At 64.2% G+C, this 26324-nt stretch carries 22 protein-coding genes; 10 read left to right on the top strand and 12 right to left on the bottom strand.

Features of this window, described 5'->3' with window-relative positions; translation table 11 throughout:
- Position 1: 1 nt before the first annotated feature.
- From R2N11_RS03850 to R2N11_RS03840, 3 genes are read right to left on the bottom strand one after another with little or no spacing between them, the layout of a single operon-like run.
- Positions 2-1456, bottom strand: coding sequence for an efflux transporter outer membrane subunit (locus R2N11_RS03850; RefSeq protein ID WP_316680199.1), 1455 nt, complete (start codon positions 1454-1456; stop codon positions 2-4).
- Positions 1453-2769, bottom strand: coding sequence for an efflux RND transporter periplasmic adaptor subunit (locus R2N11_RS03845; protein ID WP_199027158.1), 1317 nt, complete (start codon positions 2767-2769; stop codon positions 1453-1455). The genes R2N11_RS03850 and R2N11_RS03845 overlap by 4 nt, the downstream gene beginning before the upstream one ends.
- Positions 2762-5983, bottom strand: coding sequence for an efflux RND transporter permease subunit (locus R2N11_RS03840; RefSeq protein WP_316680198.1), 3222 nt, complete (start codon positions 5981-5983; stop codon positions 2762-2764). Before R2N11_RS03840 ends, R2N11_RS03845 begins: the two co-directional genes overlap by 8 nt.
- Before the next feature lie 301 nt (positions 5984-6284).
- Between R2N11_RS03840 and R2N11_RS03835 the strand changes: the two genes are divergently transcribed.
- Positions 6285-7520: a cystathionine gamma-synthase family protein gene (locus R2N11_RS03835; protein WP_316680197.1), complete on the top strand. Its 1236-nt coding sequence runs from the start codon at positions 6285-6287 to the stop codon at positions 7518-7520.
- A 127-nt stretch (positions 7521-7647) separates the two neighbouring features.
- Entirely contained in the window at positions 7648-9174 is a 1527-nt protein-coding gene (locus tag R2N11_RS03830; protein ID WP_316680196.1) for a catalase, read from the top strand.
- A gap of 61 nt (positions 9175-9235) precedes the next feature.
- On the opposite strand, the gene R2N11_RS03825 is transcribed toward R2N11_RS03830, so the two are convergent.
- The 7 genes from R2N11_RS03825 to R2N11_RS03795 all read right to left on the bottom strand — a co-directional run bounded on the left by R2N11_RS03825 (position 9236) and on the right by R2N11_RS03795 (position 15176).
- Positions 9236-9586 (bottom strand): cytochrome C oxidase subunit IV family protein, encoded by a 351-nt coding sequence (locus tag R2N11_RS03825; protein WP_316680195.1) that lies wholly within the window; start codon positions 9584-9586, stop codon positions 9236-9238.
- Between the two features lie 8 nt (positions 9587-9594).
- Positions 9595-10299 (bottom strand): heme-copper oxidase subunit III family protein, encoded by a 705-nt coding sequence (locus tag R2N11_RS03820; RefSeq protein ID WP_199027169.1) that lies wholly within the window; start codon positions 10297-10299, stop codon positions 9595-9597.
- Positions 10296-10904 carry a cytochrome c oxidase subunit 3 gene (locus tag R2N11_RS03815; protein ID WP_316680194.1) on the bottom strand — a complete coding sequence of 203 codons (609 nt, stop codon included), beginning with the start codon at positions 10902-10904 and terminating at the stop codon, positions 10296-10298. The genes R2N11_RS03820 and R2N11_RS03815 overlap by 4 nt, the downstream gene beginning before the upstream one ends.
- The gene (gene ctaD, locus R2N11_RS03810; RefSeq protein ID WP_316680193.1) at positions 10901-12679 is read right to left on the bottom strand and encodes a cytochrome c oxidase subunit I; all 1779 of its coding nucleotides are present in this window, start codon (positions 12677-12679) and stop codon (positions 10901-10903) included. The genes R2N11_RS03815 and ctaD overlap by 4 nt, the downstream gene beginning before the upstream one ends.
- 12 nt (positions 12680-12691) lie before the next feature.
- Positions 12692-13849: a cytochrome c oxidase subunit II gene (locus tag R2N11_RS03805; RefSeq protein ID WP_316680192.1), complete on the bottom strand. Its 1158-nt coding sequence runs from the start codon at positions 13847-13849 to the stop codon at positions 12692-12694.
- A 246-nt stretch (positions 13850-14095) separates the two neighbouring features.
- The gene (locus R2N11_RS03800) at positions 14096-14608 is read right to left on the bottom strand and encodes a hypothetical protein (RefSeq protein ID WP_021193290.1); all 513 of its coding nucleotides are present in this window, start codon (positions 14606-14608) and stop codon (positions 14096-14098) included.
- A gap of 100 nt (positions 14609-14708) precedes the next feature.
- Positions 14709-15176, bottom strand: a complete 468-nt coding sequence (locus tag R2N11_RS03795) for a DUF3293 domain-containing protein (RefSeq protein WP_316680191.1) — start codon at positions 15174-15176, stop codon at positions 14709-14711.
- 131 nt (positions 15177-15307) lie between these two features.
- On the opposite strand from R2N11_RS03795, the gene R2N11_RS03790 reads away from it, so the two are divergent.
- The 3 genes from R2N11_RS03790 to R2N11_RS03780 all read left to right on the top strand — a co-directional run bounded on the left by R2N11_RS03790 (position 15308) and on the right by R2N11_RS03780 (position 17584).
- A complete protein-coding gene (locus R2N11_RS03790; RefSeq protein ID WP_316680190.1) occupies positions 15308-15763 on the top strand; it encodes a universal stress protein in 456 nt (151 codons plus the stop codon).
- 124 nt (positions 15764-15887) lie between these two features.
- Entirely contained in the window at positions 15888-16586 is a 699-nt protein-coding gene (locus R2N11_RS03785) for a YceH family protein (RefSeq protein WP_316680338.1), read from the top strand.
- Between the two features lie 212 nt (positions 16587-16798).
- The gene (locus R2N11_RS03780) at positions 16799-17584 is read left to right on the top strand and encodes an alpha/beta fold hydrolase (RefSeq protein WP_316680189.1); all 786 of its coding nucleotides are present in this window, start codon (positions 16799-16801) and stop codon (positions 17582-17584) included.
- Positions 17585-17633: 49 nt separating this feature from the next.
- On the opposite strand, the gene edd is transcribed toward R2N11_RS03780, so the two are convergent.
- Positions 17634-19472: a phosphogluconate dehydratase gene (gene edd, locus R2N11_RS03775; RefSeq protein WP_199027183.1), complete on the bottom strand. Its 1839-nt coding sequence runs from the start codon at positions 19470-19472 to the stop codon at positions 17634-17636.
- Between the two features lie 377 nt (positions 19473-19849).
- Between edd and zwf the strand changes: the two genes are divergently transcribed.
- From zwf to R2N11_RS03755, 4 genes are all read left to right on the top strand, one after another.
- Entirely contained in the window at positions 19850-21319 is a 1470-nt protein-coding gene (zwf, locus tag R2N11_RS03770; protein ID WP_199027185.1) for a glucose-6-phosphate dehydrogenase, read from the top strand.
- Positions 21319-22023, top strand: a complete 705-nt coding sequence (pgl, locus tag R2N11_RS03765) for a 6-phosphogluconolactonase (protein WP_199027187.1) — start codon at positions 21319-21321, stop codon at positions 22021-22023. Before zwf ends, pgl begins: the two co-directional genes overlap by 1 nt.
- On the top strand, positions 22004-23059 hold the full coding sequence (locus R2N11_RS03760; protein WP_199027189.1) for a glucokinase: 1056 nt from the start codon (positions 22004-22006) through the stop codon (positions 23057-23059). The genes pgl and R2N11_RS03760 overlap by 20 nt, the downstream gene beginning before the upstream one ends.
- A gap of 114 nt (positions 23060-23173) precedes the next feature.
- A complete protein-coding gene (locus tag R2N11_RS03755; RefSeq protein WP_316680188.1) occupies positions 23174-23548 on the top strand; it encodes a CzcE family metal-binding protein in 375 nt (124 codons plus the stop codon).
- Here the strand turns inward: R2N11_RS03755 and R2N11_RS03750 are convergent.
- Positions 23533-24381, bottom strand: a complete 849-nt coding sequence (locus tag R2N11_RS03750; RefSeq protein WP_316680187.1) for a MurR/RpiR family transcriptional regulator — start codon at positions 24379-24381, stop codon at positions 23533-23535. The genes R2N11_RS03755 and R2N11_RS03750 overlap by 16 nt on opposite strands.
- A gap of 206 nt (positions 24382-24587) precedes the next feature.
- Between R2N11_RS03750 and R2N11_RS03745 the strand changes: the two genes are divergently transcribed.
- Positions 24588-26312 (top strand): S53 family peptidase, encoded by a 1725-nt coding sequence (locus R2N11_RS03745; protein WP_316680186.1) that lies wholly within the window; start codon positions 24588-24590, stop codon positions 26310-26312.
- Positions 26313-26324 lie beyond the last annotated feature (12 nt).

Genomic DNA, 26324 nt, shown 5'->3' with positions numbered 1-26324 from the left:
ACTACTGTTTGGCGGTCGGCGGCGTGGCGGGGTGGTTCCAGTCGCCGCCCACGGCCTTCACCAGGAACACGCTCGTCGTCAGTTGCTGCCCCAGGATCTGCACCGCCGTACGCTGGTTGTTCAGCAGCGACTGCTGCGCAGTGATCACGTCCAGCGACGTCGCCAGGCCGCCCTCGTAACGCACGCTGGCAATGTCGTAGACCTTGCGGGCGCTGGAGACGGCGGCGCGCGCTTGCGTCGCAGCGCGGTCGAGCGATTGCAGTCCGGCCAATCCATCTTCCACTTCCTGCAGCGCGCCCAGCACCGTCTGCCGGTAGTTGGCAATGGCGCCTTGATAGCCCGCATTGGCAAAATCCACGCGCGCCCGCGTGCGGCCGGCGTCGAACACCGTCTGCGCGATCTGCGTGCCGAACGACCACAGCAACGTGGGAGCACTGAACAGCAGCGCGACATCACGGCTTTCCCAGCCCGCGCCACCGCCTAGCATGACGCTGGGGAAGAATGCAGCGCGTGCCACGCCCACCTGTGCATTGGCGGCTGCGGCACCGCGCTCGGCGGCAGCCACGTCGGGGCGGCGTTCGATCACGTCGGAGGGCAGCGCCACCGGAATCGTGGGCGGCGTCCCTGCCAGCGGCGCGGGATCGATATGGAAGGCGGGGGCGGGCGTGCCGACCAACGTGGCCAGCGCGTGCTCGTATTGCGCACGCTGTTTGGTCAGCAGTTCAGCCTGCGTGGCGGTGCTGTCGACCAGCGCCTGCTGCTGTGCCAGATCTAGCCCCGAGGCCACGCCGTCCTGATGCCGCGAGGTAACAAAATCAAGCGCTTTGCGCTGCAGGGTCAGACCCTCCTGCACGACAGCGATTTCTGCATCGGTCTCGCGCAGGTTGTACCAGGTGGTGGCCACCTGCGCGGCCAGCAAGAGGCGGAAGTTCTCCAGATTGGCTGCGGCCTGTTCCTCACTGGCGGCGGCGTTGGCAACGGTGTTGCGCACGCGGCCGAACAGGTCGGCTTCGTAGCTCACGTCGGCGCGCAGGACGAGGTCGTTCTGCACCGTCGACATGGTCGGGCTGCTATATGACGCGAGCGGCCGGTAGGCCGATGTGCGCGTGCGCGAGTCGTTGCTGCTGGCCGTGACCGTCGGCAGCAGGCTGGCGCGTGCCACACGTGTGAGCGCCTGGGCCTGCTCCAGATTGGTCAGTGCCACCTTGAGCGACTGGTTCTCGCGCAGCGCCTGTTCGATCAGCTTGTCGAGCTGTGGATCATTGAAGCGTTGCCACCACGGGCCCTTGGGGGCAGCGTCGGCGGGTTGCGCGGCGCGCCAGGGTGCCTCGGTCTGCCAGTGCGCGGGCACGTCCATGGCCGGGCGCTCGTAGTGCGGCGCGAGGGAGCAGCCCGTCAGCACGGTGGCAAGCGCTGCCGCCAGCGCAGTCGCATGGAACCTGGACAGCCCGGTCATGATGCGCGCGGTGCGGCAGCCGCAGGCGAGGAGGCGGGCGACGCAGCGGGGGCCGGCTTCACGATGGTCACCGCCTCGCCCTGTTCGATGGAGTCGGCCGGGTTGAGGATCAGCGCGTCGTCCGGTTTCAGGCCGGAAAGGATCTCCACTGTGCGGCCGAAGTCGCGACCAATGTTGACGGCGCGCAGGTCTACACGACCGTTTTCGGCCACGGCAATGCGCGGGCCTTCCTTGCGGAAGAGCAGCGCGTTGGTCGGCACGATGAGCGACGCGGCTGTGTTGGCGGTTGCTGCTGCCTTGCCGGCAATGGCGACCTGTACATAGGCACCCGGCAGCAGACGGCCATCCTTGTTGGGCAACTGCACCTCGACCTGCATGGTGCGCGTGGCCGTATCAATGGCGCCGGATGCGCGTGCGATGGTGCCGTGGAAGGTTTGGCCGGGTATTTCCGCCACCGTGACGGCCACATCCTGCCCCACCTTCACCTGCTGTGAATACGCCTGCGGCACGTACAGGTAAATGCGCAGCGGGTCCGTCTGCGCCAGCGTGAACAGCTCGCGGTTGGCGCCCGCGTTGCCTGCGTTGACCAGGGTACCCACGTCGACATTGCGCTTGGTGACGACGCCGGCAAACGGTGCCACCACGCGGCGGAAGCCTTGCAACTCCTGCAGGCGGCGCACGTTGGCATCGGCCGCCGCCAGGTCGGCGTGCGCCTGGTTGGCGGCGCTGGTGCGCTCATCCAGCTCCTGTTGCGAGACGGCGTCTTTCTGGCGCAGGTTCTGCCAGCGCGTGAGCGACGTCTGTGCGAGTGCCAGACGCGCAGCCGCCTGGTTGCGTGCGGCCTGGGCCTGGTTCAGTTCCTGGTCCACTTCCGGCGTGTCGAGCAGGGCCAGCGCCTCGCCCTTTTCGACATGCGCGCCGATGTCCTTGAACCAGCGCAGCACGTAGCCGTTGGTGCGTGCATAGATGGGCGACTCCACAAAGCCCTGTAGCGTGCCGGGCAGCGTCAGGTCGCGGCTGGCGTTGGCGGGTTTGGGCGTGGTGGTGTTGACGTAGCGGCTGGTCTGCACGCTCACCTGCCGTTCCAGCGCGTGCGCGTTGTAATGGCGGCTGACCAGGGTGCGGATGGCTCCCAGCGCCAGCACGATCGCCACGGCAATCATGACCCAGCGTGCGCGTCGCATGGCGTGGCTGCGGTCCACCTGTTCGATCGGATCAACGGTGACCACGTGATGCGGTGGGAGCACCGCTTGGTGGCTGGAATGGTGCCCCGAATGTTGGCCAGCATGGGCGCCAGATGTTTGCTCAGACATGTCCTTCGCTTCCCCGCAATTCAGTACCGTTACCAGGCCGGGCATTTCGTGTGTTATGCCGCTGCAATCTGCCGTGCACGCTGGCAAACACCACCGGAACAAAGAAGAGGGTCGATACGGTGGCAAACAGCAGTCCGCCGATCACCGCACGGCCCAGCGGCGCGTTCTGCTCTGCGCCTTCGCCCAGGCCCAGTGCCATGGGCACCATGCCGATAATCATCGCCAATGCCGTCATCAGCACCGGGCGCAGGCGTGTGGCGCCAGCTTCCAGCGCGGCCTGCACCGGTGCAATGCCTTCCGCCAACCGCTCGCGTGCAAACGAGATCAGCAAGATGGAGTTGGCCGTTGCCACGCCCATTGTCATGATTGCGCCGGTCAGTGATGGCACCGACAGCGTTGTGCCCGTCACGAACAGCATCCACGCAATGCCTGCCAGCGCCGCCGGCAGTGCCGTCACGATGATGAGCGGGTCGATCCACGACTGGAAGTTCACCACGATCAGCAGGTACACCAGCACGATGGCCATCACCAGGCCCACGCCCAGGCCCAGGAACGACGACTCCATCGTCTGCACCTGACCCCGGATGGTCACCTGCGCGCCGCGCGGCAGCTTGGGGCGGATATCGTCCACCGCCTTCTGCACTTCCTTGGCGACAGCGCCCAAGTCGCGCCCCTGCACGGCGGCGTACACGTCCACCACGGGCGTGATGTCGTAGTGCGAAACCACCTGCGGCTGTACAGATGGGGTGACCTGTACCAGGTTGCCCAGCAATTGCGGCCCGCCTGCTTGTGTGGCACCACCGCGCGCACCCGCCACCGGCGTGCGCAGCAGCGCATCGAGCGAATCCACGCGGTACTGCGGGCTCGTGACCGCCACCTGGTACACCACGCCGTTGATCGGGTTCAACCAGAACGTGGGCGAGGTCTGGAAGCTGGAGCTGAGCGACACGAGCAGGTTCTGCGCCACATCACGCCCCTCCAGTCCGACCTGTTGGATGCGGGTGCGGTCCATGTTCAGAGCCAGCGTCGGTTGGTCAAAGCGCTGGTGCACGTGCGTATCCACCGCGCCCGGAATCTGCTTGATGCGGTTGGCGAGAATGCCCGCGAGCTGCTGGTTGGTGGCGACATCCGCGCCCGAAAACTGCACGTCAATCGCCGAGGGCAAACCGAAGTTCAGGATCTGGCTGACGATATCCGCCGGCTGGAAGGCAAACTCCACGCCCGGAAAACGCTTGGGCAGCTCTTCACGCAGGCGGCTGATGTAGACGGCGCTGGGCTTGCGCTCACCTTCTTGCAGGGCGATGAGGATTTCGCCGTCCAGCGTGCCGATCGTGCCGGCGTTGCTGTACGACAGGTTGATACCCGAGTTCGGCACGCCCAGGTTGTCGAGGATGGTGGTCAGCTCGTTCTTGGGAATGATCTCTCGGATGGTGGCTTCTACCTCGTCGGCCAGGCGTGCGGTTTCTTCAATGCGCAGGCCAGACGGCGCACGCATGTGCAGGCGGATCTGACCCGCATCCACATCGGGGAAGAAGTCACGCCCTAGCACCAGGTACAGCGCGCACGACGCCACGCAAAAGCCCAGGAACGACAGCGCAAACGCGCGGCGGCGCTCCAGCAGCCCGCCGAGGATGGCCGCGTAGTTGCCGCGCATGTGCTCGAACTGACGGTTGAAGCCCTCGTAGATGCGGCCAAAGGTGGTCAACCCGGTGCCGGGCTTCTTGGCGTCTTGCGTGTGGCCGGCCATGAGCATCATCACCAGCGTCGGCACCAGCGTGCGGGAGAGCACGTAGGACGCCAGCATCGCAAAGATCACCGCTTCGGCCATCGGCACGAACAGGTAACGCGCCACGCCCGTGAGGAAGAACATCGGCACGAACACGATACAGATACAGATCGTCGACACGAAGGCCGGTACGGCAATCTCGGCTGCACCATCCAGAATGGCGGTGATCGGGTCCTTGCCCTCGTGCAGATGGCGCTCGATGTTCTCGATGGTGACGGTGGCGTCATCCACCAGAATCCCCACCGCCAGCGCCAGGCCGCCCAGCGTCATCAGGTTGATGGTCTCGCCAATCAGGTGCAGCACGATGATCGATGTCAGGATCGACAAGGGAATCGATATCGCGATGATGACGGTGCTGCGCCAGTTGCCGAGGAACAGCAGGATCATGGCCGCCGTCAGGCACGCAGCGATCAGCGCCTCGCGAATCACGCCCTCAATGGCGGCCTTCACAAACAGCGACTGGTCGAACAGCGGCGTGATCTTGAGGTCTTGCGGCAGGGCCGCCTCTGCCGCGGGCAGCAGCTTGTAGATGTTGTTGACGATATCCAGCGTGGACGCGCCGCCGTTCTTGAGGACCGACAGCAGCACGCCGCGCTGACCATCCTGGCGCACCACGTTGGTTTGCGGCGAGAAGCCGTCGCGCACGTTGGCCACGTCGCCCAGGTAGAGCGTGGCGCCGTTGCTGGTCTTGACCGGAATGGCATTGAGTGCGGCGATGCTGCCTGGCGTGCCGTTAAGCGTGACGCCGTATTCGGTGGCGTCGATCTTTTGCGTGCCGGCAGGCAGGATCAGGTTCTGCGCGCCCACCGCATTGACGATGTCCACCGGCGTCAGGCCCTGCGCCAGCAGCTTTTGCGTATCGAGGTCCACCGTGATCTGCCGGCTCTTGCCGCCGTACGGATATGGCACGGCGATGCCAGGCACGGTAATCAGGCGCGGGCGCAGGAAGTTCAGTGCGGTGTCATTGAGTTCCTGCTCAGACAGCGTGTTGGAAGACAGCCCCAACTGCAGGATCGGGATGCTCGACGCCGAATACTTGATGACCAGGGGCGGCGTTGTGCCCGGCGGCAGTTGGCGCACCTGCGCTTGCGTGCTCGCCACGATCTGCGCCAGCGCCGTCTGGATGTTGGCGTTGGGCTGGAAGAAGACCTTGATGATCGAGATGCCGTTCAGCGACTGCGATTCGATGTGCTCGATGTCGTTCACGGTGGTCGTCAGGCTGCGCTCCGTCACCGAGACGATGCGGTCGGCCATCTCCTTGGCAGGCAGGCCGTTGTAGTTCCAGATGATGCTGACAACCGGAATATCGATTTCCGGAAAAATGTCCGTTGGCGTACGCATGAGCGTAAACGGCGTCGCCAGCAGGATCAGCAGCGCGAGGACGATGAACGTCAGCGGCCTTCGCAGCGCGAGTTGGACAATCCACATGGAAGCGTTTCAGAACCGCGAAGCGTTGATGACGGGGGCGGGAGCCACCCGAGCGGGCGGCGACCAACCATTCTAGCGCCGGGACTGTTCGATCAGAATGTTTTGATGATCAGACATTATTACAGTGCATAACGGCAACTGCCGGGGCAACTGAAGGGCCTTGGCAGACAGACGCGGCAAGCCGCGGGTGCCGCGCGGCTTCGGACGCTATGTGCAATATCACACCCGGTGTCGCCGCGGGTGCGCCTCAAATCGCGCGATAATGCCAAGCTTTCCCCGCATTCTTTCGTGCCCGCCCGCCATGACCGGACTCACTACCGCCCTCCTGCACGCCGACCGCGAAGCCGGCATCGAGCATTACGCTGTCCACAAGCCCCTGCATACGTCCACCACGTATGGATATTCGGACACGCGCGAGCTGATCGACGTGTTCCAGGGCAAGCCCGGCTACACCTACGCGCGCCAGGGCAACCCGACCACGGCGGCGCTGGAAGCGAAGATCACCATGATGGAAGCGGGCCTGGCCACCGCGTGCTTCGCTACCGGCATGGCCGCCATCGTGGCCGTGTTTTCGACCATGCTGCGCGCGGGCGATCACGTGGTCTCCAGCGCTTTCCTGTTCGGCAACACCAACAGCGTGTTTGAGACGCTGCGCCACATGGGCGTGGAAGTGACATTTGTCGATGCCACGTCGGCACAAGCCGTGGCGGATGCCGTTCAACCGAACACACGCCTCGTCTTTGTGGAAACGATCGCCAACCCGCGCACGCAGGTGGCGGACTTGAAGGGCATCGGTGCCCTCTGCAAGGAACGCGGCCTGCTGTATGTGATCGACAGCACGATGACCTCGCCATGGCTGTTCCGTGGTCGTGATGCGCAGGCCAGCCTGGTGGTGCATTCGCTGTCCAAGTACATCGGCGGGCACGGCAATGCGTTGGGCGGCGCGGTGGTCGACACCGGGCTGTTCGACTGGACGACGTATCCGAACATCTTCCCGGCCTATCGCAAGGCCAAACCGGAAATGCAGGGCATCCAGCAGATCCGCAAGAAAGGCCTGCGCGATCAGGGCGCGACGCTCATTGCCGATGCCGCCCACCGCATTGCCGTGGGCGCGGAAACCATGACTCTGCGGGTGGACCGCACTTGCAGCAATGCGCTGGCGCTGGCGCGCACGCTGGCCGCGCACCCGAAGGTGGCACGCGTGTACTACCCCGGCCTGCCGGAACACCCCGAGCACGCCCGCGCCACCGAGCTGTTCCGCCACTACGGCGGCCTGCTGAGCTTCGAGCTGGTGGAAGGCGCCGACTACGTGGAGATGCTTAACCACCTGCGTTTTGCTGTGCGCGCCACCCACCTGGGTGACACGCGTACGCTGGTGATTCCCGTCGCGCCAACCATCTACTGGGAAATGGGCGCAGAGCGTCGTGCGTCGATGGGCATTGCCGATTCGCTCGTGCGCGTGTCGGTCGGCATTGAAGACGAAGCCGATTTGCTGACGGATTTCACGCAGGCATTGGATGCAACAAGCGCAGCTTGAAATTGATCTAAATAACAATTCTTAACGCGAATTAAGCGCGTCTATCGCGGGAATTTAAACAATCAAATTCCCCTGCGATGTCGGGGTCACTAAGGTAGCGACTCGTTTCACCTTAGGAGACCTCGACATGTCCCGAATCCGCTCTCTGCGGTTTTCTCTTGTTGCGCTGGCAGCTCTGACCGCCTTCCAAGCTGGCGCTGCCACGCTCACGCGCGACAATGGTGCGCCTGTGGGCGACAACCAGAATTCGCAAACCGCCGGCCCCAACGGCCCCGTGCTGCTGCAAGACGTGCAGCTCCTCCAGAAGCTGCAGCGCTTTGACCGCGAGCGTATTCCTGAGCGTGTTGTGCATGCGCGCGGTACCGGTGCCTACGGCGTGTTTGTCGCCAGCAAGGACATCTCCGATCTGACCCGTGCCAAGGTGTTTACGCCGGGCGAAGAGACGCCGGTGTTCGTGCGCTTCTCCAGCGTCATCCACGGCAACCACTCGCCCGAAACGCTGCGTGACCCACGCGGCTTCGGGACCAAGTTCTACACGCGCGAAGGCAACTGGGACCTGGTCGGCAACAACCTGCCGGTGTTCTTCATCCGTGACGCGATCAAGTTTCCGGACATGGTGCACTCGCTCAAGCCAGCGCCTGACACCAACATTCAAGACCCGAATCGCTTCTTTGATTTCTTCTCGCACCAGCCAGAAGCCACGCACATGCTGACGCGCGTGTACAGCGACTACGGCACGCCCACCAGCTACCGCGAGATGGACGGCAACAGCGTGCACGCCTATAAGTTCGTCAACGCCAAGGGCGAGATCCACTACGTCAAGTTCCACTGGAAGAGCCTGCAAGGCCAGAAGACGCTTACCGCAGCCCAAGCCGAGGCGGTGCAGGGCAAGGACTTCAACCACATGACGAAGGATCTGATTGGCGCCATCAACAAGGGCGACTATCCGAAGTGGGATCTGTACATTCAGGTGCTCAAGCCTGAGCAACTCGCCAAGTTCGACTTTGATCCGCTGGACGCCACCAAGATCTGGCCCGACGTGCCCGAAGTGAAGATCGGCACCATGACGCTGAACAAGAACCCGAGCAACGTCTTCCTAGAGACGGAGCAGGCTGCGTTGGCGCCGTCCAACCTGGTACCGGGCATTGAGCCATCGGAAGACCGCCTGCTGCAGGGTCGCATCTTCTCGTATGCCGATACGCAGTTCCACCGCGTGGGCACCAACGGCTTGCAACTGCCGATCAACCGTCCGCGCACATCGGTCGTCAACTACAACCAAGACGGCAGCATGAATCCCGGTGCCAAGCAGGGCAACGTGAACTACGAGCCCAGCGAACGCGCCGACCTGGCCGCCGATGCGGCCGCCAAGTACAGCCGCCTGCCGCTGTCGGGCACGACACAGCAGCAACGCATTGCCCGCACGCAAAACTTTAAGCAAGCGGGTGACTTCTACCGTTCGCTGTCGGCACAGGAGCAAGCCAATCTGGTGAGCAACCTGGCAGGCGATCTGGGGCAAGTGAAGGATGACGGCGTGAAGTACACGATGCTGTCGTACTTCTACAAGGCTGACGCCAATTACGGCCGCGCCCTCGCCCAAGCTGTGAAGGCCGACCCGGCACGTGCGCAAGCGCTGGCCGCCAAGCTGCAAGACTGATCGATCTCGATCGCGACGTGGTTTGCCCGCTGTGCCGCTCAGGTGCAGCGGGCTTTTTCGTTTAGTGAAAGAAGAACGTACGCATGCCAAATGTGTGATGCGCTTCCGCCGCCATCAGCACCATCAATACCAGCAGTGCCAGCGGCGGCATGAGGATGGCATACACCAGCGCCAGCCGCTCCCATACCATGTGCATGAACACGGACACGATCAGCCCCGCCTTGGCAATCATCAACACGATGATCAGCGTCCAGCGCGTTAGCCCTTCCACGCGAAAGTAGTCCACCAGGTACGACAGCGTGCTCAGCACAAACAGCAGCCCCCAGATTTTCAAATAGATGCCGATGGGGTGCTGCTGGCCATGTGAAGCGGGGGAAGCGTCATGGCTGTGAGTTGCGTCGGTGTGGTCCATGGTCTGCCTCACCACAAATAGAACAGTGCAAAGATGAATACCCAGACAAGATCGACGAAGTGCCAGTACAGGCCGGCAATCTCAACAATCTGGAAGTTGCCGTGTTCGGCAAAGCCCGGCTGCAGGATCTTGCGCGCGGTCAGTAGCAGGTAGATCACGCCGCAGGTCACGTGAAAGCCGTGGAACCCGGTAATCATGAAGAAGCACGCGCCAAACTGCGCCGCGCCTAATGGGTTGCCCCATGGGCGGATGCCTTCGTGCACGATCAGCTTGGTCCATTCGAACGCCTGCATCGAGACGAAGGTTGCGCCCAGCAGGGCCGTGGCCAACATCAACAACGCGGCCCGCTTGGCGTCGCGCCGGTAGCCGAAGTTGACCGCCATTGCCATCGTGCCGCTGCTGCTGATGAGCACGAAGGTCATGATGGCGATCAGCAGCAAGGGCACCTCGACGCCACCCACCGACAGCCCGAACACCTTGGATGGATCGGGCCATGGCACGGTGGTCGACATGCGCACCGTCATATAGCCGATCAGGAAGCTGCTGAAGACGAAGGTGTCCGACAGCAGGAAGATCCACATCATGGCCTTGCCCCACGGCACCTTGAAGGTTTCGCGGTCGCCTGACCAGTCGTTGACGATGCCGGGCCAGCCCTGGGGGAGTCTATCCTGCAAGGCTTGTGTGGAATTGCTCGGGAGCGTGGGAGTGCTCATGGCGTGGCTCCGGTCAACGGCCCACAGATGGCGGAAACGAACGCCGGGGTGATCCACCACATTGCCGCCAGCAACACGAGCCACACGGTCAGCAGGAAATGCCAGTACGTTGTGCAGAGGGTGATGGCACGCTGGGTGCGATCAACGTTGTCGCGCAGGCGTGCAATCGTCACAGCCAGGACGATGAGCCCGCCGATCACGTGCGTTGCATGCAGACCGGTGAAGACATAGAGGAAGCTGTTGGAGGGGTTGGCCGCTACACCTTGCCCGCTGGCTGACAGCTGTTGCCAGGCGGTCCACTGGCCGAAGACGAACAGCGCCGCGAGCGCGCCGCCTGCCAGCAGCCAGACCGTGCGGCGCGACGCTGTGCGCCGTGCAAGCTCCATCGCGGCGCTTGCCAGCGCGAGCGCACCGGTGTTCCACCACAGCAGCACTGGGTGCGGCACGGGCATCCAATCCGCTTCGCGCATGCGCATTGCATAAGCGAGGATCAGCAGCGAGAACAAGGCCGTCACGACGCCCATGAAGACGCGCAAACCGATACGCCCGGCGCTTGGTAGAACGGGCAATGCATCTGGAACGAAGTGGCGGGGCAGGGTCGTCATGCTCGCACCCCGCCAGCGTGGAGGATGTCGGCTTCTGTCTCGGGCGCGCCTGGTGCACCGGACGGCGGCTCGTTTTGCGGTACGAAGTCTTCTGCGCGATTGGGCGGGCTGTACTCATATGCCCAGCGGTAGACCACCGGTAGCGTCGGCCCCCAATTGCCGTGCGCGGGCGGCGTTTGCGGGGTCTGCCATTCGAGCGTGGTGGCGCGCCATGGGTTGCCACCGGCCTGCTTGCCGCGTACCAGGCTCCACGCGAGGTTGAAGAGGAACAGCAACTGCGCCGCCCCGACGATGAACGCAATGATGCTGATGAACGTATTCAGCGTCTGCGCTGATGGCGGGATGAAGCTGTAGCCTTCATAGGCGTAATACCGGCGTGGCATGCCGAGCACGCCCAGGTAATGCATCGGAAAGTAGATCAGGTACGTGCCAATGAAGGTGATCCAGAAATGCGCACGCCCCAGCGTGTCGTTCAGCATGCGGCCCGTCACCTTCGGATACCAGTGATAGAGCCCACCAAACACCACCAGGATCGGCGACACGCCCATCACCATGTGGAAGTGCGCAACCACGAAGTACGTGTTGGAGAGCGGAATGTCCACGCTCACGTTGCCGAGGAAGAGCCCCGTGAGCCCGCCGATCACGAACGTGCTGATGAAGCCGATGGCAAACAGCATGGGCACGGTCAGGTGGATGTCCCCACGCCACAGCGTGAGCACCCAGTTGTAGACCTTGAGCGCGGTGGGGATGGCGATGATGAGCGTGGTGGTGGCAAAGAAGAAACCAAAGTACGGGTTCATGCCTGCCACGAACATGTGGTGCGCCCACACGACAAAGCTCAGCGCGCCGATGATGACGATGGCCCACACCATCATCCGGTAGCCGAAGATGTTCTTGCGCGCGTGCGTGCTGATGAGATCCGACACGATGCCAAACGCGGGCAGCGCGACGATGTACACCTCCGGATGCCCGAAGAACCAGAACAGGTGTTGAAACAGCAGCGGGCTGCCACCGGCATGCGGTAGATGCTGCCCCATCGACACCACGGCCGGCACGAAGAAGCTCGTGCCCAGCGTCTTGTCGAGCAGCATCATGATGGCCGACACGAACAGCGCCGGAAACGCCAGCAGCGCCAGCACGGTCGCCGTGAAAATGCCCCACACCGTGAGCGGCATGCGCATCAGTGTCATGCCGCGTGTGCGCGCCTGTAGCGTGGTGGTGACGTAGTTCAGCCCGCCCATTGTCGCCGCGACGATGAAGATGGCCAGCGACACCAGCATCAGCACGATGCCCCACTCCGTGCCCGGCGTGCCCGGCAGGATGGCCTGCGGTGGATACAGCGTCCAGCCCGCGCCCGTCGGTCCGCCCGGCACGAAAAAACTCGCCACCAGCACCAGCACGGCCAGCAGGTACACCCAATAGCTCAGCATGTTGAGGAACGGGAACACCATGTCGCGCGAGCCCAGCATCAACGGGATCAGGTAGTTGCCAAAGCCGCCGAGGAACAACGCCGTCAGCAGGTAGATCACCATGATCATTCCGTGCATGGTGACGAACTGGTAGTAGTGGGTGGCATCAATGAAGGCGAACTTGCCAGGAAAGCCCAACTGCAGCCGCATCAGGTTCGACAGCACGAGCCCCACCAGCCCGATGGCGATGGCCGTGAGCGAGTACTGCACCGCGATGACCTTGTGGTCCTGGCTCCAGATATAGCGTGTCCAGAAACTCGAGGGTTCGTGACCCTGGCCGTCGTGGTCGGTGTGGGCGTAGGACATGGAGTCTCCTCGCTACGGTTTGGCGGCGGTCGATGCAGCGTCGCCACCTTGCGCCTTGATGTACGCCACCAGCGCTGACAGTTCCTGCTCACTCAGATCGAAGTTCGGCATGATCGGCGCGAAGCCTTTCACCACGCGCGCCTTCGGGTCTCGGATAAAGGCACGCAGGTAGGCCTCGTCGGCGGTTGCGGTCGAGCCATCGGCCATGGTCTGTGTGGAGCCGTACAGGCCCTTCCACGTGGGGCCCACGCCGGGGCTGCCGTTGACCGTGTGGCAGGCGACGCAGCCCTTGGCCTGCGCAAGCGTCTTGCCCTGGTCGGCCAACGCCTGGGTGTTGCCACCTGCCGATGCTTGTCCTGCCGACGCGGCCTGCACCTTGGCTTGCTGGCGTTGCTCAAGCGTAGGTTGTTGCGCCAGCCAGCGCGCGAACGCGGCTTCGTCTTCCACCACCACCACGCCGCGCATGTTGGAGTGACCGATGCCGCAAAGCTGCGCACACAGGATGTCGTATCGGCCTGCCTTGGTGGGCGTGAACCAGAACGTGGTGATCATGCCCGGCACCATGTTCATCCGCGCCCGGAACGGCGGCACATAAAAGTCGTGCAGCACGTCGCGCGAGCGTGTCAGCACCTGGATGGGGCGGTTCAGCGGCAGGTGCACTTCGGGCGCGTCGATCAGGTGGTTGTCGCGCCCGTTCGGGTCAGCCGGATTCAGGCCAAATGGGTTGTCGTCGCTGATGTACTTCACGTCGGTTGTGCCGAGCTTGCCGCCCGCGCCGGCAAAGCGGAAACGCCATTGCCACTGTTGGCCGAGCACCTCCATCTGCAACGCGTTGGCAGGTGGGCGCACGTAATCGGCATAGACGAACAGGCCCGGCGCCAGCAGCGCCGCCACACCCACGGAGGTGATGCCGATCAGCCACCATTCCAGGCGGCGGTTGTGCGGTTCGTAGCTGGCGCGATGGCCATCGCGATGCCGGTAGCGCACCAGCGCCACCACAACGAAGAGGTTGATGGCGATGAACAGTGCGCCGGTGATGATGATGGTGATCGTGAGCGTGTCGTCCATGCGCACCCAGTTGGATGCGATCGGCGTGATCCACCACGGGCTGACAAAGTGAAACCCCACCGCCAGCACGACGATCAGCACAAGCGCAATCGCAAGGGCCATGGGCACCTCCCGCCGAGGATCTTCCTCAACACGCTAAAGACAGGCTAGGTCGCGTACTCGTATCGTGCAAGGCAACGAAAGGAGGACGCGCGCCCGGCATGCGGATTGCGCGAACACATGCCCGACGTGCTGCACTGCGGTGCTGCGATGCAATGCAAAACGGCCGCCTGCGGCATGTGTTGCCGCAGACGGCCGTCTCCTGATGGCGCCGGATATCTTGCGGCGCCGCAGGAAAAAAACGGCGCGTCAGTGCATCGTTTCCTGGGCGCGCCGCTCCAGCATGCCGTACGTGACGGCGGTCACTGCGCCAAACAGCAGGTTCGCCAGCAATGGCCCGGAGCCGCGTTCCGATGCAAACCACGGAAACACTGCCGTCATGCCGTAGAAGTTGACGACGTAGGCCACGATCCCAAAGGCCAGCCCAATGGCGGCGAGCATGCCCATGCTCGAATCGAAGTGGAACGGCGCGATGATGGCCCCGAGAATCATCCCCATGATGGCGCCCAGCACGAAGTGCAGCACCAGCGCCGTCGCCACGATGCCGAAGCTGAACAGCGACATCTGCTCAAGCGCCCCCTGGCCCATGATCATGGCCGCGATCTTGTGCGTCGGGCGCCAGGGGCTTTCATTGAGCACCATGGTCGACCAGAAGAACTCCAGCACGATGACCAGCGCGCCACCCACAATGCCTGCCACGCCCGCAGCCAGCCAGTCGGGCATGCGGCGCTCCCAATGATGGGATTGCATATGCAGTTCCATACGAACCTCCTGCTGATGTATCCGCGTCAGCACTTAAGCATCGGGAGCGCCACTTGCTGTGCTCCCGAGCGCCACTCGCTTCAGTGCGTTCTTGCGTAACTCAGTCTGGCAGATACGGGTGCCAACGCAAGGTACAAAAACCCTGCGCATCACACAGCACCACGGCGTTCTGCTCGAAGGTCAGCATCAGGGTGTCGGCGATCGTCGGGTCGTCGATGAAGAGCAGCAGGCTGGGCTCCGGTGCCCACGTATTGGATGTGCCCGCGGGTGTGTTTTCAGGTGGGCCGCCGTCGCCCGTGAGCCACGACATGCCGCGCGCGATGGCCCAGGCAAGCAGCTCGGCCTGGCGTGCGGCGTTCTCTTCTGCAGAGACCGGGTGGGAGAACGGTTGATACGCCGTCACGAAGGCAGCCCATGGTGCTTCAGCCTGTGCGAGCAGCGCGGCCACACGCGGGCTGGCGGCGTCGATGGGCAGCAGCACATCGCCTTGCGGCGACGCGACGCGATACCGTGCGCTGCGGTACGCGGCGATCAGTTCAGGTGTGAGGGCGGGGGGATGACGGTGCATTGTTGTGTCACTTGGGCACGTCCATCTGATTTGGCGCAACGCAAAAGGGCTGTGGATGTCACAGAATACGCATGTGCCGGCAAAGCCGTGCCATCGCAATCATCCCAACCCCTCTCCTGCGAGGCTTGAACATGTACAAGAAGATCCTGGTCGCCGTGGACGGCAGCGAAACCAGCAAACTGGCCCTGGCCGAAGCCGTGCGCCTGGCCAAGGCTTTCCAGAGCACCGTGCGCGCCGTGTATATCGTCGACAGCCCGGCCATGCTGTTCGACGTCGGCTACTACGACCCGACCGAGCTGCGCAAATCGTTCGTCCAGGCTGGCACGGCGCTACTGGCGGATGTTGGCTCCGCGCTCTCCAAGGAAGGCCTGACGTACGAGACCACGCTGGTGGAAACCGAAAGCGTGGGCGAAGACGTGGCGGGTGCCCTGCAGCGCGAAGCCGCACAGAGCGGCGCTGATGTGGTCGTGATCGGCACGCACGGCCGCCGTGGTCTGGCGCACGCCATGCTGGGCAGCGTGGCCGAGAAGTTCATCCGCCAGGCCACCACGCCGGTACTGCTGGTGCGCGGGCCTGCCAAGGGCTGAAGCAACACCGGCCCGATGGCGACGGGTGCCTCCGCTTACGCCGGATATCATGTTGGGATCACAGGCCGCTGCCTAACCGGCGCACGACCGGCCTCGCTCCCAACACATCCGTCGCTATCCCATGATGAACGTCAATCCCGATGCGCCCGCGCGCCGTGCCATTCGCACCCTCACTGCACTTGAAGGACGCGTGCTCGGCGTCCTGGTCGAAAAGCAGAAGACGGTGCCCGACACCTACCCGCTGACGCTCAACGCGCTGGCGGCCGGCTGCAATCAGAAGACCGCGCGTGCCCCGGTAATGACCGTTACCGAAGCCGAGATCCTTACCGCCATTGATGGACTGAAATCGCTGAGCCTGGTCATGGAAGGCAGCAGCAGCCGCGTGCCGCGCTTCGAACACAACATGAAGCGCGTGCTTGGCATACCAGATCAATCCATTGCGTTGCTGACCGTGCTATTGCTGCGCGGCCCGCAGACCGCCGCCGAGCTGCGGCTGAACGCCGCTAGGCTCCATGCCTTTGCCGACATTTCGTCCGTCGAAGCGTTTCTGGAAGAGATGGCCGAAAGCGATCCGCCGGCCGCTGTGAAGCTGGCGCGCACGCCGGGGGAGCGTGAAAGCCGTTGGATGCATCTGCTGTGCGGTGAAGTCACGCAAACCGATATGCCGCAGAGCAGCGCTGGCGACGAGACCGTCGCGCCTTCCGAGTTCGAAGCGCTCAAAGCGGAGCAGAAGCGCTTGGCCGACCAAGTGGCCCGGCTTCAAGCGCTCGTCGAACAGATGGCCGGGGAGTTGGGCATCTCGATTGACACGTCGACGCTGTAATCACCGCCGGTCAAGCTCGGCCAATGTGATCCTTGGCCGACATTATTTGTCACTCTCAGATAGTATTGGCCCACCCTCACGCAATGCGGTTCCGCGCTGAGGCATGGACTCAATCGATCCTGTCCAGAAGCGGCTGAGTGATGGGTCCCGAATGCGGATCGCATCAGGCTGTGACGACCACAGGTCAATACCGGCAATAGAGGATGCACGAGATGACGACGATTAACGTCGCAGGTACGAGCGTGAACTATTCGGCAACGGGTGCGGGCCCGGGCCTGGTGTTCGTGCACGGAACAAGCGTTGATGCGCAGGGCAATTTCGGCCACGTGGTCGACCGCTTTGCCGACCAACGGCGGGTGATCTGCCCCAACTACGGCGGGGCCGGTAATTCAACGATCCCCGATGGGAGTCTGGTGCTGGACACTCTGGTGGAGCAGATTGCCGGAACGATTCGCCATGCGGCGACAGCCCCGGTCGATTTGGTTGGCGACTCGCTTGGCGCTGTGGTTGCGGCCGCGACGGCAGCGCGCTATCCGGCGTTGGTGCGCAAGCTGGTGCTGGTGGCAGGGTGGGCTGACAGCGGCGATGCGCGGCACAAGATGGTGTTCGATACCTGGGCGCGCCTGGAGGCGAGCGATGCCGAACTCGCGAGCCGCTATGGCATGGCACTGGCTGTGAAGCCCGCGTTCCTCACCGCGCTCGGCGAGGCCACGATTGCAGCGTTGAGCCGCCAACCCGCTCCGTCGGAGACAGGACGGCGCATTGACCTGGGTTCGCGCATCGACATACGCGACGCGCTGCGTACGATTACAGCGCCGACGCTGATCATTCGCGGATCACACGACTATTTGATCCCGCCCTATCAAACTGCGCTGCTACGCACGCTGATCAACAACAGTCAGGACGTGGAAGTCGACAGCGGCCATGCGGTCTTTCTCGAACAGGGCGATGAGGTGGTGGCGATCATTCGGGAATTTCTGTTCGACCGCGCGATGTAGCTAGCTGTGTGCAGGCCCGGGCATCGCGCCCGCACACATTGTCATCAACTCACGCGCCTGCCGACACAAACAACGTGCACGCCCCTTCTTCCGCTGCCGACACATTGCGGCGGAAGCCCGAGAACAGGTCCCGCCCAACGCCCGCGTGGTAGTGCGCCAGGCTCGGCGTCGTTACCTGGCGGGCATTCCATTCCGCCTCCGGCACACGCACCGACAGCGTGCCGGCTTCGGCATCCAGCACGACGACATCACCGTCGCGCACGCGTGCCAGCGGCCCACCGTTGAGCGCTTCTGGCGTGATATGGATGGCGGCCGGCACCTTGCCCGATGCGCCCGACATGCGGCCGTCCGTGACCAGCGCCACCTTGAAGCCGCGCTCCTGCAGCACCGACAGCGTGGGCGTGAGCTTGTGCAGCTCGGGCATGCCGTTGGCGGCCGGGCCCTGGTAGGGCAGCACGGCAACGAAATCACGCTCCAGCTCGCCGGCCTTGAAGGCGTGGATCAGGTCATCCTGCGCGTGGAAGACGCGTGCCGGGGCTTCCACAAAGCGGTGCTCCGGCTTGACTGCCGACACCTTGATGACCGAGCGCCCGAGGTTGCCGTCCAGCACACGCAGGCCGCCATCTGCCGAGAACGGCTCGGCCACGCCGCGCACGATGTTGGTGTCGAGCGAGGCTGCCGCACCATCGCGCCACACCAGCGTGCTGCCTTCCAGGAAGGGCTCTTGCGCATGACGGCGCAGACCCTTGCCCATGACGGTGGTCACGTCGTCGTGCAGCAGGCCGGCGTCGATCAGCTCGCGAATCACGATCGACAAACCGCCGGCCGCCTGGAATTCGTTCACATCGGCCTTGCCGTTCGGGTACACGCGCGCCAGCAGCGGAATCACGCCCGACAGATCGTCGAAGTCGTCCCATGTGAGCAGAATGCCTGCCGCGCGTGCCATGGCAATCAGGTGCAGCGTGTGGTTGGTCGAGCCGCCCGTCGCCAGAAGGCCGACGATGCCGTTGACGAAGGCGCGCTCATCCAGTACATCGGCAATCGGCGTGAACTGGTCGCCGCCGTACACGAGCTTGAGCACCTGGCGTGCGGATTCGCGCGTGAGCGCTTCGCGCATCGGCGTGCCCGGGTTGATGAAGGCGGTGCCCGGCAGGTGCAGGCCCATGACCTCCATCAGCATCTGGTTGGAGTTGGCCGTGCCGTAGAACGTGCACGTGCCGGCACCGTGGTACGACTTGGATTCGGCTTCTAGCAGGTCGGCGCGCGAGAGCTTGCCCTCGGCGTAGAGCTGGCGCGTGCGGGCCTTCTCGTCGTTGCTCATGCCGGTGGTCATCGGGCCGGCCGGCACAAAGATGGCTGGCAGATGGCCGAACGACAGCGCGCCGATCACCAGCCCGGGCACGATCTTGTCGCACACACCCAAGTACAGCGCCGCGTCGAACATCTGATGCGACAGCGCCACAGCGGTCGACAGCGCAATCGTGTCGCGCGAGAAGAGCGACAGCTCCATGCCGTCCTGCCCCTGCGTCACGCCATCGCACATGGCCGGCACGCCGCCGGCGTACTGCGCGGTGCCACCCGCTTCCAGTGCGGTTTCCTTGATCCACGCCGGAAACGCCTCCAGTGGCTGGTGCGCTGACAGCATGTCGTTGTACGCCGAGACGATGCCGATGTTGGGCCGCTCCAGCGCTTTCAGGCGGATCTTCGCCTCGCCCGGCATGGCCGCAAAACCGTGGGCGAGGTTCGTGCACGACAGTAGCGAGCGCTCGACCTTGCGGCCGATGTTCTTGCGCGTGACATCCAGATAGGCCTGACGGGGGCCGCGGCTGCGGTCGATGATGCGCTGGGTGACGTCGGCCACAACGTTGTGCAGGCGGTGCAGGGCCATACGGGTTCTCCTGGTGGGGGTCCGGGGTGGGACGGAATGCTGTAATTTTCCTACAAACGGGCCGCTCGTGGTGCAGGGTTTTCCACAGGTGCCGGTTGTGTTCTAACGGCTGAGCACGCGAATTGCGTACCGGAAGAGGCGCCAAGATTCTCGCTGTGCGGCATTTTCGGCGTGGCCAGGTCGATCGGAAAACATTGCCTGGGCGGCCGCAACAACGCCTTGCCTGTGATGTAGTAATACTACAGAATGGGCGAGAAAAGCACGTTGTATCGCTAGCCGCCACAAAACGCGCTCACAATGATTTGGCGCGGTTCCTGCGCGATTGGTGCAGGTTTTCTAGGCTAGCCTAATCGAAGGCTCACACACAGGAGATGACGATGTCGGTGCCCGCATTCGACATGGTGTTGTTTGGCGGTACGGGCGATCTGGCTCGCCGCAAGCTGATTCCGGCCTTGTTCGATGCGCATCAGGGCGGCGAGCTGCACGCGCGCGGGCGGATCTTCGCCATCGGCACGCAGCCGCTGGAAACCGCGGGCTACCTGGCCTTGCTGGAGCGCGAAACGCGGCCGACCATGCGCCTCTACTCCGGCGCACCCGTGTCCGACGACGCCTGGGAGTCGTTTGCCAAGCGCATCGTCTACCAGCAGGTCGATGCCCGCAAACCGGAGCATTTCGATGGGCTGGCCGCTGCGCTGGGTGAAGACCGTGCACCGGTGACCGTGTGCTACCTGGCCACTGCGCCCGGCATTTTCATCGACATCTGCGCGCAGCTCGCCCGCGTTGGCCTGAATACGCCCAACGTGCGGCTCGTGCTGGAGAAGCCGCTGGGCACCGATCTCGCGTCCAACGAGCGCATCAACTCCGCCGTGGCCGAGTTCTTTGCGGAAGAGCAGATCTACCGCATCGACCACTACCTCGGGAAGGAGTCCGTCCAGAACCTGATGGCCATCCGCTTTGGCAACGCGCTGTTCGAGCCGCTGTGGCGCCGCGAGTGGATCAAGGACGTGCAGATCACCATTGCCGAGCAGCTTGGCGTGGAAAAGCGCGGCGATTTCTACGACGGCGTCGGCGCGCTGCGCGACATGGTGCAGAACCACTTGCTGCAACTGCTGTGTATCGTTGCCATGGAGCCGCCGTCGAGCCTGTCGCAAGATGCCATCCGCGACGAGAAGCTCAAGATTCTCAAGGCGCTCAAGCCCATTCCGCTGCAGGAGGTGCCCGAGAAGACCGTGCGCGGCCAGTATCTGGAAGGCGCCATTGCCGGGCAGCCGGTGCAGGGCTATCTGCACGAGCAGGGCATTCCGCCCGACAGCCGCACCGAAACGTTTGTCGCCATCAAGGCCGAGATTGCCAACTGGCGCTGGGCCGGCGTGCCGTTCTATCTGCGCACCGGCAAGCGCATGCCGCAGCGGCTGGCGGAGATCGTGGTGCGCTTTCACGACGTACCGCATGCGTTGTTTCCCAAGCCGCTCATCCAGTTTCCCGAGAACCGGCTCGTCATTCGCCTGCAGCCGGAGGAAAGCATCCGCCTGCAATTCCTGACCAAGACGCCGGGTGCGGCGCTGGGCCTGCAGCCTTCCACGCTGGACCTGGACTTCACCAATCACGGTGGTGTACGCCATGCCGGCGCCTATGAGCGTCTGTTGATGGATGCCGTCAACGGCAAGCTGGGCCTGTTCGTGCGCCGCGATGAGCAAGCCGAGGCCTGGCGCTGGGTCGAGCCGATCATCGAGGCGTGGAATGAAGCGCGCACGCCGCCCAAGGGCTACACGGCCGGTAGCTGGGGCCCGGCTGCATCGAGTGCACTGCTCTCGCGCGATGCTGCGGCCTGGCACGAGGAAATGTGATGACGATGCAGTGGCACGCCCTGTCTGACACGTCAGCGCAAACGGCAGCCTTGGCGGATGCCATTGCCGGCGCGCTCACGCGTCAGATCGATGAACAGGGCAGCGCGTGCCTGGCTGTGTCGGGCGGGCGCTCGCCCATCGCCTTGTTTGCCGCGCTGCGCGTTCTGCCGTTGCGCTGGGCGGAGGTGTCGATCACGCTGGTCGACGAGCGCGCCGTGCCGCCCGAGCATGCCGACAGCAACGCGCGCCTTGTGCGCGAGCATCTACTGCAGGACGGTGCTGCTGCCGCGCGTTTCTTTCCGCTGGTGCTGCCCGCACACGTGCATGGTGATTCCGTGGATGTGGATGCGTGTGTGGCCACCGCCAACGATCCGTTTCAACAACCCGACGTAGTGATCCTCGGCATGGGGGACGACGGGCATACGGCATCGCTGTTTCCCGATGCGGCAGAACTGGACGACGGCATTGACCGCAAGCATGCGCCCGCGTATTTGCCGGTGCGCCCAGGTGTGGCGCCGCATCGGCGGATCAGCCTGAACCTGTCGGCGCTGTGCGCGGCGCGCCAGTTGTTCCTGTCGATTACGGGGCCGGTCAAGCGCACGGTATTCGACGAGGCTGCGCAGGGCGTGGCGCAGCGCGCGCTGCCGGTGAGCTACATCATTCATCAGCGGGAGGTACCGCTCGATGTCTATTGGACTGCATGAGGTGAGCACGGGCACCGCGGCCGACGTGTCGGCCTACCCGCGCCTGGTGGCTGACGTGGGTGGCACCAACGTGCGCTTCGCGCTGGAGATGGCGCCCATGCGCCTCGCTCACATCGGCGTGTTGGCCGGTGATGACTACCCCTCCCTTGAGGCGGCCATGCGCGCGTACCTTGCAGCGCTGCCGCGCGAGATTGCGGCCGCCGGTGTACGACACGCTGCTATCGGCATCGCCAACCCGGTGCTGGGCGACCAGATTCGCATGACCAATCGCGACTGGGCGTTTTCCATTGAGGCGATGCGGCAGTCACTGGGTTTCGACACCTTTGTCGTGCTCAATGACTTTGCCGCGCTGGCGCATGCGCTGCCGTACTTGCCTGCCGATGAGCTGGAGCAGGTGGGCGGTGGCGGCAGCCTGACCGATGCGCCGCGCGCGCTGCTTGGCGCGGGCACGGGCCTGGGCGTGGCGTCATTGCTGCCCACGCCGGACGGCCGCTTCATCGCCGTGGCGGGTGAGGGCGGCCATGTCGCCTTTCCGCCGATGAACGACGAGGAAGTCGCGATCTGGAGTTTCGCTCGCGACCGCTTTGGTCACGTGTCGGCCGAGCGGTTGATTTCAGGCATGGGGCTGGAGCTGATCTACGAAGCGCTGGGTGCCCGCTTTGACCTGTGGCAGCAAGGCCCCGCCGTGCGCCGCGCCGCAGACATCACCGCCATTGCCCTTGGCGAGATGGAAGACAACCTGGGTGACCACGCACGCTGCCGTTATGCAGTTGACACGTTTTGCGCGTTCCTGGGTACCATCGCGGCCAATCTGGCGGTCACGCTCGGTGCACGGGGTGGCGTGTACATCGGCGGCGGCATTGTGCCGCGCTTGGGGCCGATCTTTGCCAACTCGCCCTTCCGCCGGCGTTTTGAAGACAAGGGCCGCTTTTCGGCCTATGTGGCATCGATGCCGGTGTATGTGATTCACTCGCCGTACCCCGCGCTCATCGGCCTGTGTGCTGCGATGGACCACGCGGTCGCACAAGGGCATTGATCGCGCCCGTATGTGGATGCGGCAGATAATGCGTTTGTCATCCGCGCGCCACGTTCGCGTTGGGGGCCACCTTCTACGCTGACCCTGTCTCTTCTACGACGACAGGAGTTTGCGATGACCTTCTCTGCTTCCTATGTATTGCCTGCGGCATTCTCGCTTGCGGCGTTTTTCAGTGCCAGTCCGGCGTTGGCTGTCACGCAGATGACCGTGCAGGAGGCTGCCCGGCCGAGCGCCTATTCCCACCTGTTCGGCACGCCTGCCGATGCCAAGATGGCCACGCGCACGATCGAACTGCGCGGCCAGAATGTCGTGCGTGTGTCATCGGGGGAGACGGTGGCGTTCAGCAGCGGCACGCGTATCGGCGCATGGAATTTCACGCCGCGCGCTGACAATACGACGGTGGCGCTCAGCGAACTGTTGCCCGCCATGCCCGGCGGTGCGCAGGTCTATGTGTTGATTGAGCGCAGCCCGATCTACTCGGGCAACTGACGGTCTTGCGGGATGGCACTGCCCTTGCGCAGCGCCACTTCCAGCACCAGCGCATCGAGCAGCGCCAGGTGCAGCAGCCGCGCCACCATGGAGCGGTCGGCCACGTTGGCATCCATGTCGGCGGGTAGCACCACATCGGCCAGCGCGGCCAGTGCGCTGTGGGGTGCCGTCACGGCAATCACGCGCACGCCCAGTTCACGCACACGCTCCACGGCCGTCTGCAATTCGGGCAGCGCGCCCGATTTGGAAATGGCGATCACCACATCGCCTGCCTGCAACACGTTCAACGACATCGACACGAGATACGGGTCGCTGTACGCATTGGCGGGAATGCCGTAGCGGAAGAACTTGGTCTGCGCATCGGCCGCCACCACTCCGGAGCTGCCGAAGCCGTACAGGTCGATGCGATGTGCGGCGTCGACCAGTGCGACGGCGGCTTCCAGCGCGCGCGGGTCAAGCCGATCCTGCAACGCTGCGAGTGCGTCGATGGTGTTCTGCAGCACGCGTGTGCCCGGCGGCGGTGCGGCGCGTTCAGGCGCGGCATCGCGTGCGCCGTCGTGCACCACATTGCCCTGCGCCAACCGCAGCTTGAAATCCGACAGGCCGTGACAGCCCATCGAGCGGCAGAAGCGGATCACGGTTGGCTGACTGACACCAGCCTCACGCGCAATGGCCGCCACGGGCAGGCTCAGCACCGTGCCCGGCTGGCGCAGCACCCAATCGGCCACTTGGCGCTCCGCTGGCGACAGTGATGCACGCGCGGTGCGGATGCGCTCGCGCAAGTCGGTCGACGCGTTGGCGGGAGCGGGGGGAGTGGCTGGCAAGGCGCTCATCTGCGCGCGGGTCTCGGGTGGTTGATCGCGTCACGATAAAGGCTTGCGTTGCCTTGTGCAACCGCCTGCTTAGGTGCGGATGGCTCCGCCTGCAACTGTATGTTTTTGCACTGTTGCGGGGGCGAGGTGGTGAATACGGTGAACGACGCCACGGGCGCCACAAGCGCGGTGGCTCCACAACGTCGTACTCCTAAAAGGGACATCCGATGAACCGTACTGCCACCTCCATGCAGCATCTTTCCTCCCTATGCCGTCACCTGGCCCGCGCATGGCCGCTGGTGCTGGCGGCGGGTTCCGTGCATGCCGCCACGGATTGGGTCGACACCCACACCAAGGCCTTTGTCACGGGCCCCCAGCTCATGGCGCGCGGCGCCGCCAATGAGGTCGCACCTGGCCAGACCACCGATGTGCTGATCAGCCTCACACCGCGCAACGAAGCCAAGCTCAAGGCGCTCGCGCATGACGTGAACGACCCGCGCAGCGCGCACTATCGCCAGTACCTCACGAGCGCGCAGTTTCTGGCCGATCATGCGCCCACCCAGGTGCAGGTCGATGCCGTGGTGAGCTATCTGCGCCAGAACGGCTTTATCGACATTGATGTCGCGCCCAACCGGCTGCTGGTGTCGGCACGCGGTACCGCAGGCACGGTCAAGGCCGCGTTCAATACGCCGCTGGTGCACTACCAGTTTGCCGGCCGCAGCGGCTTTGCCAACAGCGGCCGCGCCCAGGTGCCGCGCGCGCTGGGCGGCATCGTGGGCTCCGTGCTGGGCCTGCAGAACGTGACCCGAGCCCGCCCGCTGCTGCGCGTGGGTGAGGTGGCGGAGGCGCGTACGCTGGCTGCGGGTACCGCCACTGGCCACTATCCGAAGGAATTCCCGGCCTTGTACGGCGCTACCGGCGTGCCGACGGCCAGCGGCACCACCATCGGCATCATCACCATTGGCGGTGTGTCGCAAACGCTGCGTGACCTGCGCACCTTCACCAGCAACAATGGCTACGCCACCGTTTCCACGCAAACCATCAAGACCAACGGCACCAGCGGCAACTACGCCGATGACCAGGACGGCCAGGGCGAATGGAATCTCGACAGCCAATCCATCGTGGGGGCGGCCGGTGGCGCGGTCGGCAAGCTGGCCTTCTACATGGCTGACCTCAACGCGCCGGGCAACACGGGCCTGACCAAGGCCTTCAACAAGGCGGTGTCGGACAACACGGCCAAGATCATCAACGTATCGCTCGGCTGGTGCGAGAACGACGCCAACGCCGACGGCACGCTCAACGCCGAAGAGGCTATCTTCACCACAGCCGCCGCGCAGGGTCAGACCTTTTCCGTGTCGTCCGGTGACGAGGGCGTGTACGAGTGCAACAACCGCGGCTATCCGGATGGCGGCAACTACAGCGTGTCGTGGCCGGCATCGTCGCCGCACGTGCTGGCCATTGGCGGTACGACGCTCTACACCAGCGGTTCGAGCTTCGCCAGCGAAACCGTGTGGAACGAAGGCTTGGACGGCAACGGTAAGCTGTGGGCCACCGGTGGTGGGGTCAGCCAGATCCTGCCGGCGCCGAGCTGGCAGGGCGGCAATGCCCGCCTGCTGCCCGACGTGTCGTTCGATGCTGCACAAAGTACCGGCGCCTATATCTACAACTACGGGCAGCTGCAGCAGATTGGCGGCACCAGCCTGTCGTCGCCGATCTTCGTTGGTTTCTGGGCGCGGTTGATCGCGGCCAACGGCAACCTCGGCTTCCCCGCAGCGCGGCTGTACAGCGCCATTCCGGCCAATGCTTCGCTACTGCGTTACGACGTGGTGTCGGGCAACAACGGCTACCAGGGCTACGGCTACAACGCAGCCCAGGGCTGGGATTACCCCACGGGCTGGGGCAGCCTGAACATCGGTGCGCTGAACCAGCTTATCCAGTCGGGCGGGTTCTGATGCGACGCTAAG

Origin of the sequence: Ralstonia flaminis, assembly GCF_958415495.1 — a bacterium.
Classification (GTDB): Bacteria; Pseudomonadota; Gammaproteobacteria; order Burkholderiales; family Burkholderiaceae; genus Ralstonia; species Ralstonia flaminis.
This window is presented reverse-complemented; position numbering and strand designations above follow the sequence as displayed.

Coding starts and splice junctions, on each gene's coding strand:
- R2N11_RS03850 (WP_316680199.1), bottom strand. CDS start 1,456: ATGACCGGGCTGTCCAGGTTCCATGCGACTGCGCTGGCGGCAGCGCTT.
- R2N11_RS03845 (WP_199027158.1), bottom strand. CDS start 2,769: ATGTCTGAGCAAACATCTGGCGCCCATGCTGGCCAACATTCGGGGCAC.
- R2N11_RS03840 (WP_316680198.1), bottom strand. CDS start 5,983: ATGTGGATTGTCCAACTCGCGCTGCGAAGGCCGCTGACGTTCATCGTC.
- R2N11_RS03835 (WP_316680197.1), top strand. CDS start 6,285: ATGACCGGACTCACTACCGCCCTCCTGCACGCCGACCGCGAAGCCGGC.
- R2N11_RS03830 (WP_316680196.1), top strand. CDS start 7,648: ATGTCCCGAATCCGCTCTCTGCGGTTTTCTCTTGTTGCGCTGGCAGCT.
- R2N11_RS03825 (WP_316680195.1), bottom strand. CDS start 9,586: ATGGACCACACCGACGCAACTCACAGCCATGACGCTTCCCCCGCTTCA.
- R2N11_RS03820 (WP_199027169.1), bottom strand. CDS start 10,299: ATGAGCACTCCCACGCTCCCGAGCAATTCCACACAAGCCTTGCAGGAT.
- R2N11_RS03815 (WP_316680194.1), bottom strand. CDS start 10,904: ATGACGACCCTGCCCCGCCACTTCGTTCCAGATGCATTGCCCGTTCTA.
- ctaD (WP_316680193.1), bottom strand. CDS start 12,679: ATGTCCTACGCCCACACCGACCACGACGGCCAGGGTCACGAACCCTCG.
- R2N11_RS03805 (WP_316680192.1), bottom strand. CDS start 13,849: ATGGCCCTTGCGATTGCGCTTGTGCTGATCGTCGTGCTGGCGGTGGGG.
- R2N11_RS03800 (WP_021193290.1), bottom strand. CDS start 14,608: ATGGAACTGCATATGCAATCCCATCATTGGGAGCGCCGCATGCCCGAC.
- R2N11_RS03795 (WP_316680191.1), bottom strand. CDS start 15,176: ATGCACCGTCATCCCCCCGCCCTCACACCTGAACTGATCGCCGCGTAC.
- R2N11_RS03790 (WP_316680190.1), top strand. CDS start 15,308: ATGTACAAGAAGATCCTGGTCGCCGTGGACGGCAGCGAAACCAGCAAA.
- R2N11_RS03785 (WP_316680338.1), top strand. CDS start 15,888: ATGAACGTCAATCCCGATGCGCCCGCGCGCCGTGCCATTCGCACCCTC.
- R2N11_RS03780 (WP_316680189.1), top strand. CDS start 16,799: ATGACGACGATTAACGTCGCAGGTACGAGCGTGAACTATTCGGCAACG.
- edd (WP_199027183.1), bottom strand. CDS start 19,472: ATGGCCCTGCACCGCCTGCACAACGTTGTGGCCGACGTCACCCAGCGC.
- zwf (WP_199027185.1), top strand. CDS start 19,850: ATGTCGGTGCCCGCATTCGACATGGTGTTGTTTGGCGGTACGGGCGAT.
- pgl (WP_199027187.1), top strand. CDS start 21,319: ATGACGATGCAGTGGCACGCCCTGTCTGACACGTCAGCGCAAACGGCA.
- R2N11_RS03760 (WP_199027189.1), top strand. CDS start 22,004: ATGTCTATTGGACTGCATGAGGTGAGCACGGGCACCGCGGCCGACGTG.
- R2N11_RS03755 (WP_316680188.1), top strand. CDS start 23,174: ATGACCTTCTCTGCTTCCTATGTATTGCCTGCGGCATTCTCGCTTGCG.
- R2N11_RS03750 (WP_316680187.1), bottom strand. CDS start 24,381: ATGAGCGCCTTGCCAGCCACTCCCCCCGCTCCCGCCAACGCGTCGACC.
- R2N11_RS03745 (WP_316680186.1), top strand. CDS start 24,588: ATGAACCGTACTGCCACCTCCATGCAGCATCTTTCCTCCCTATGCCGT.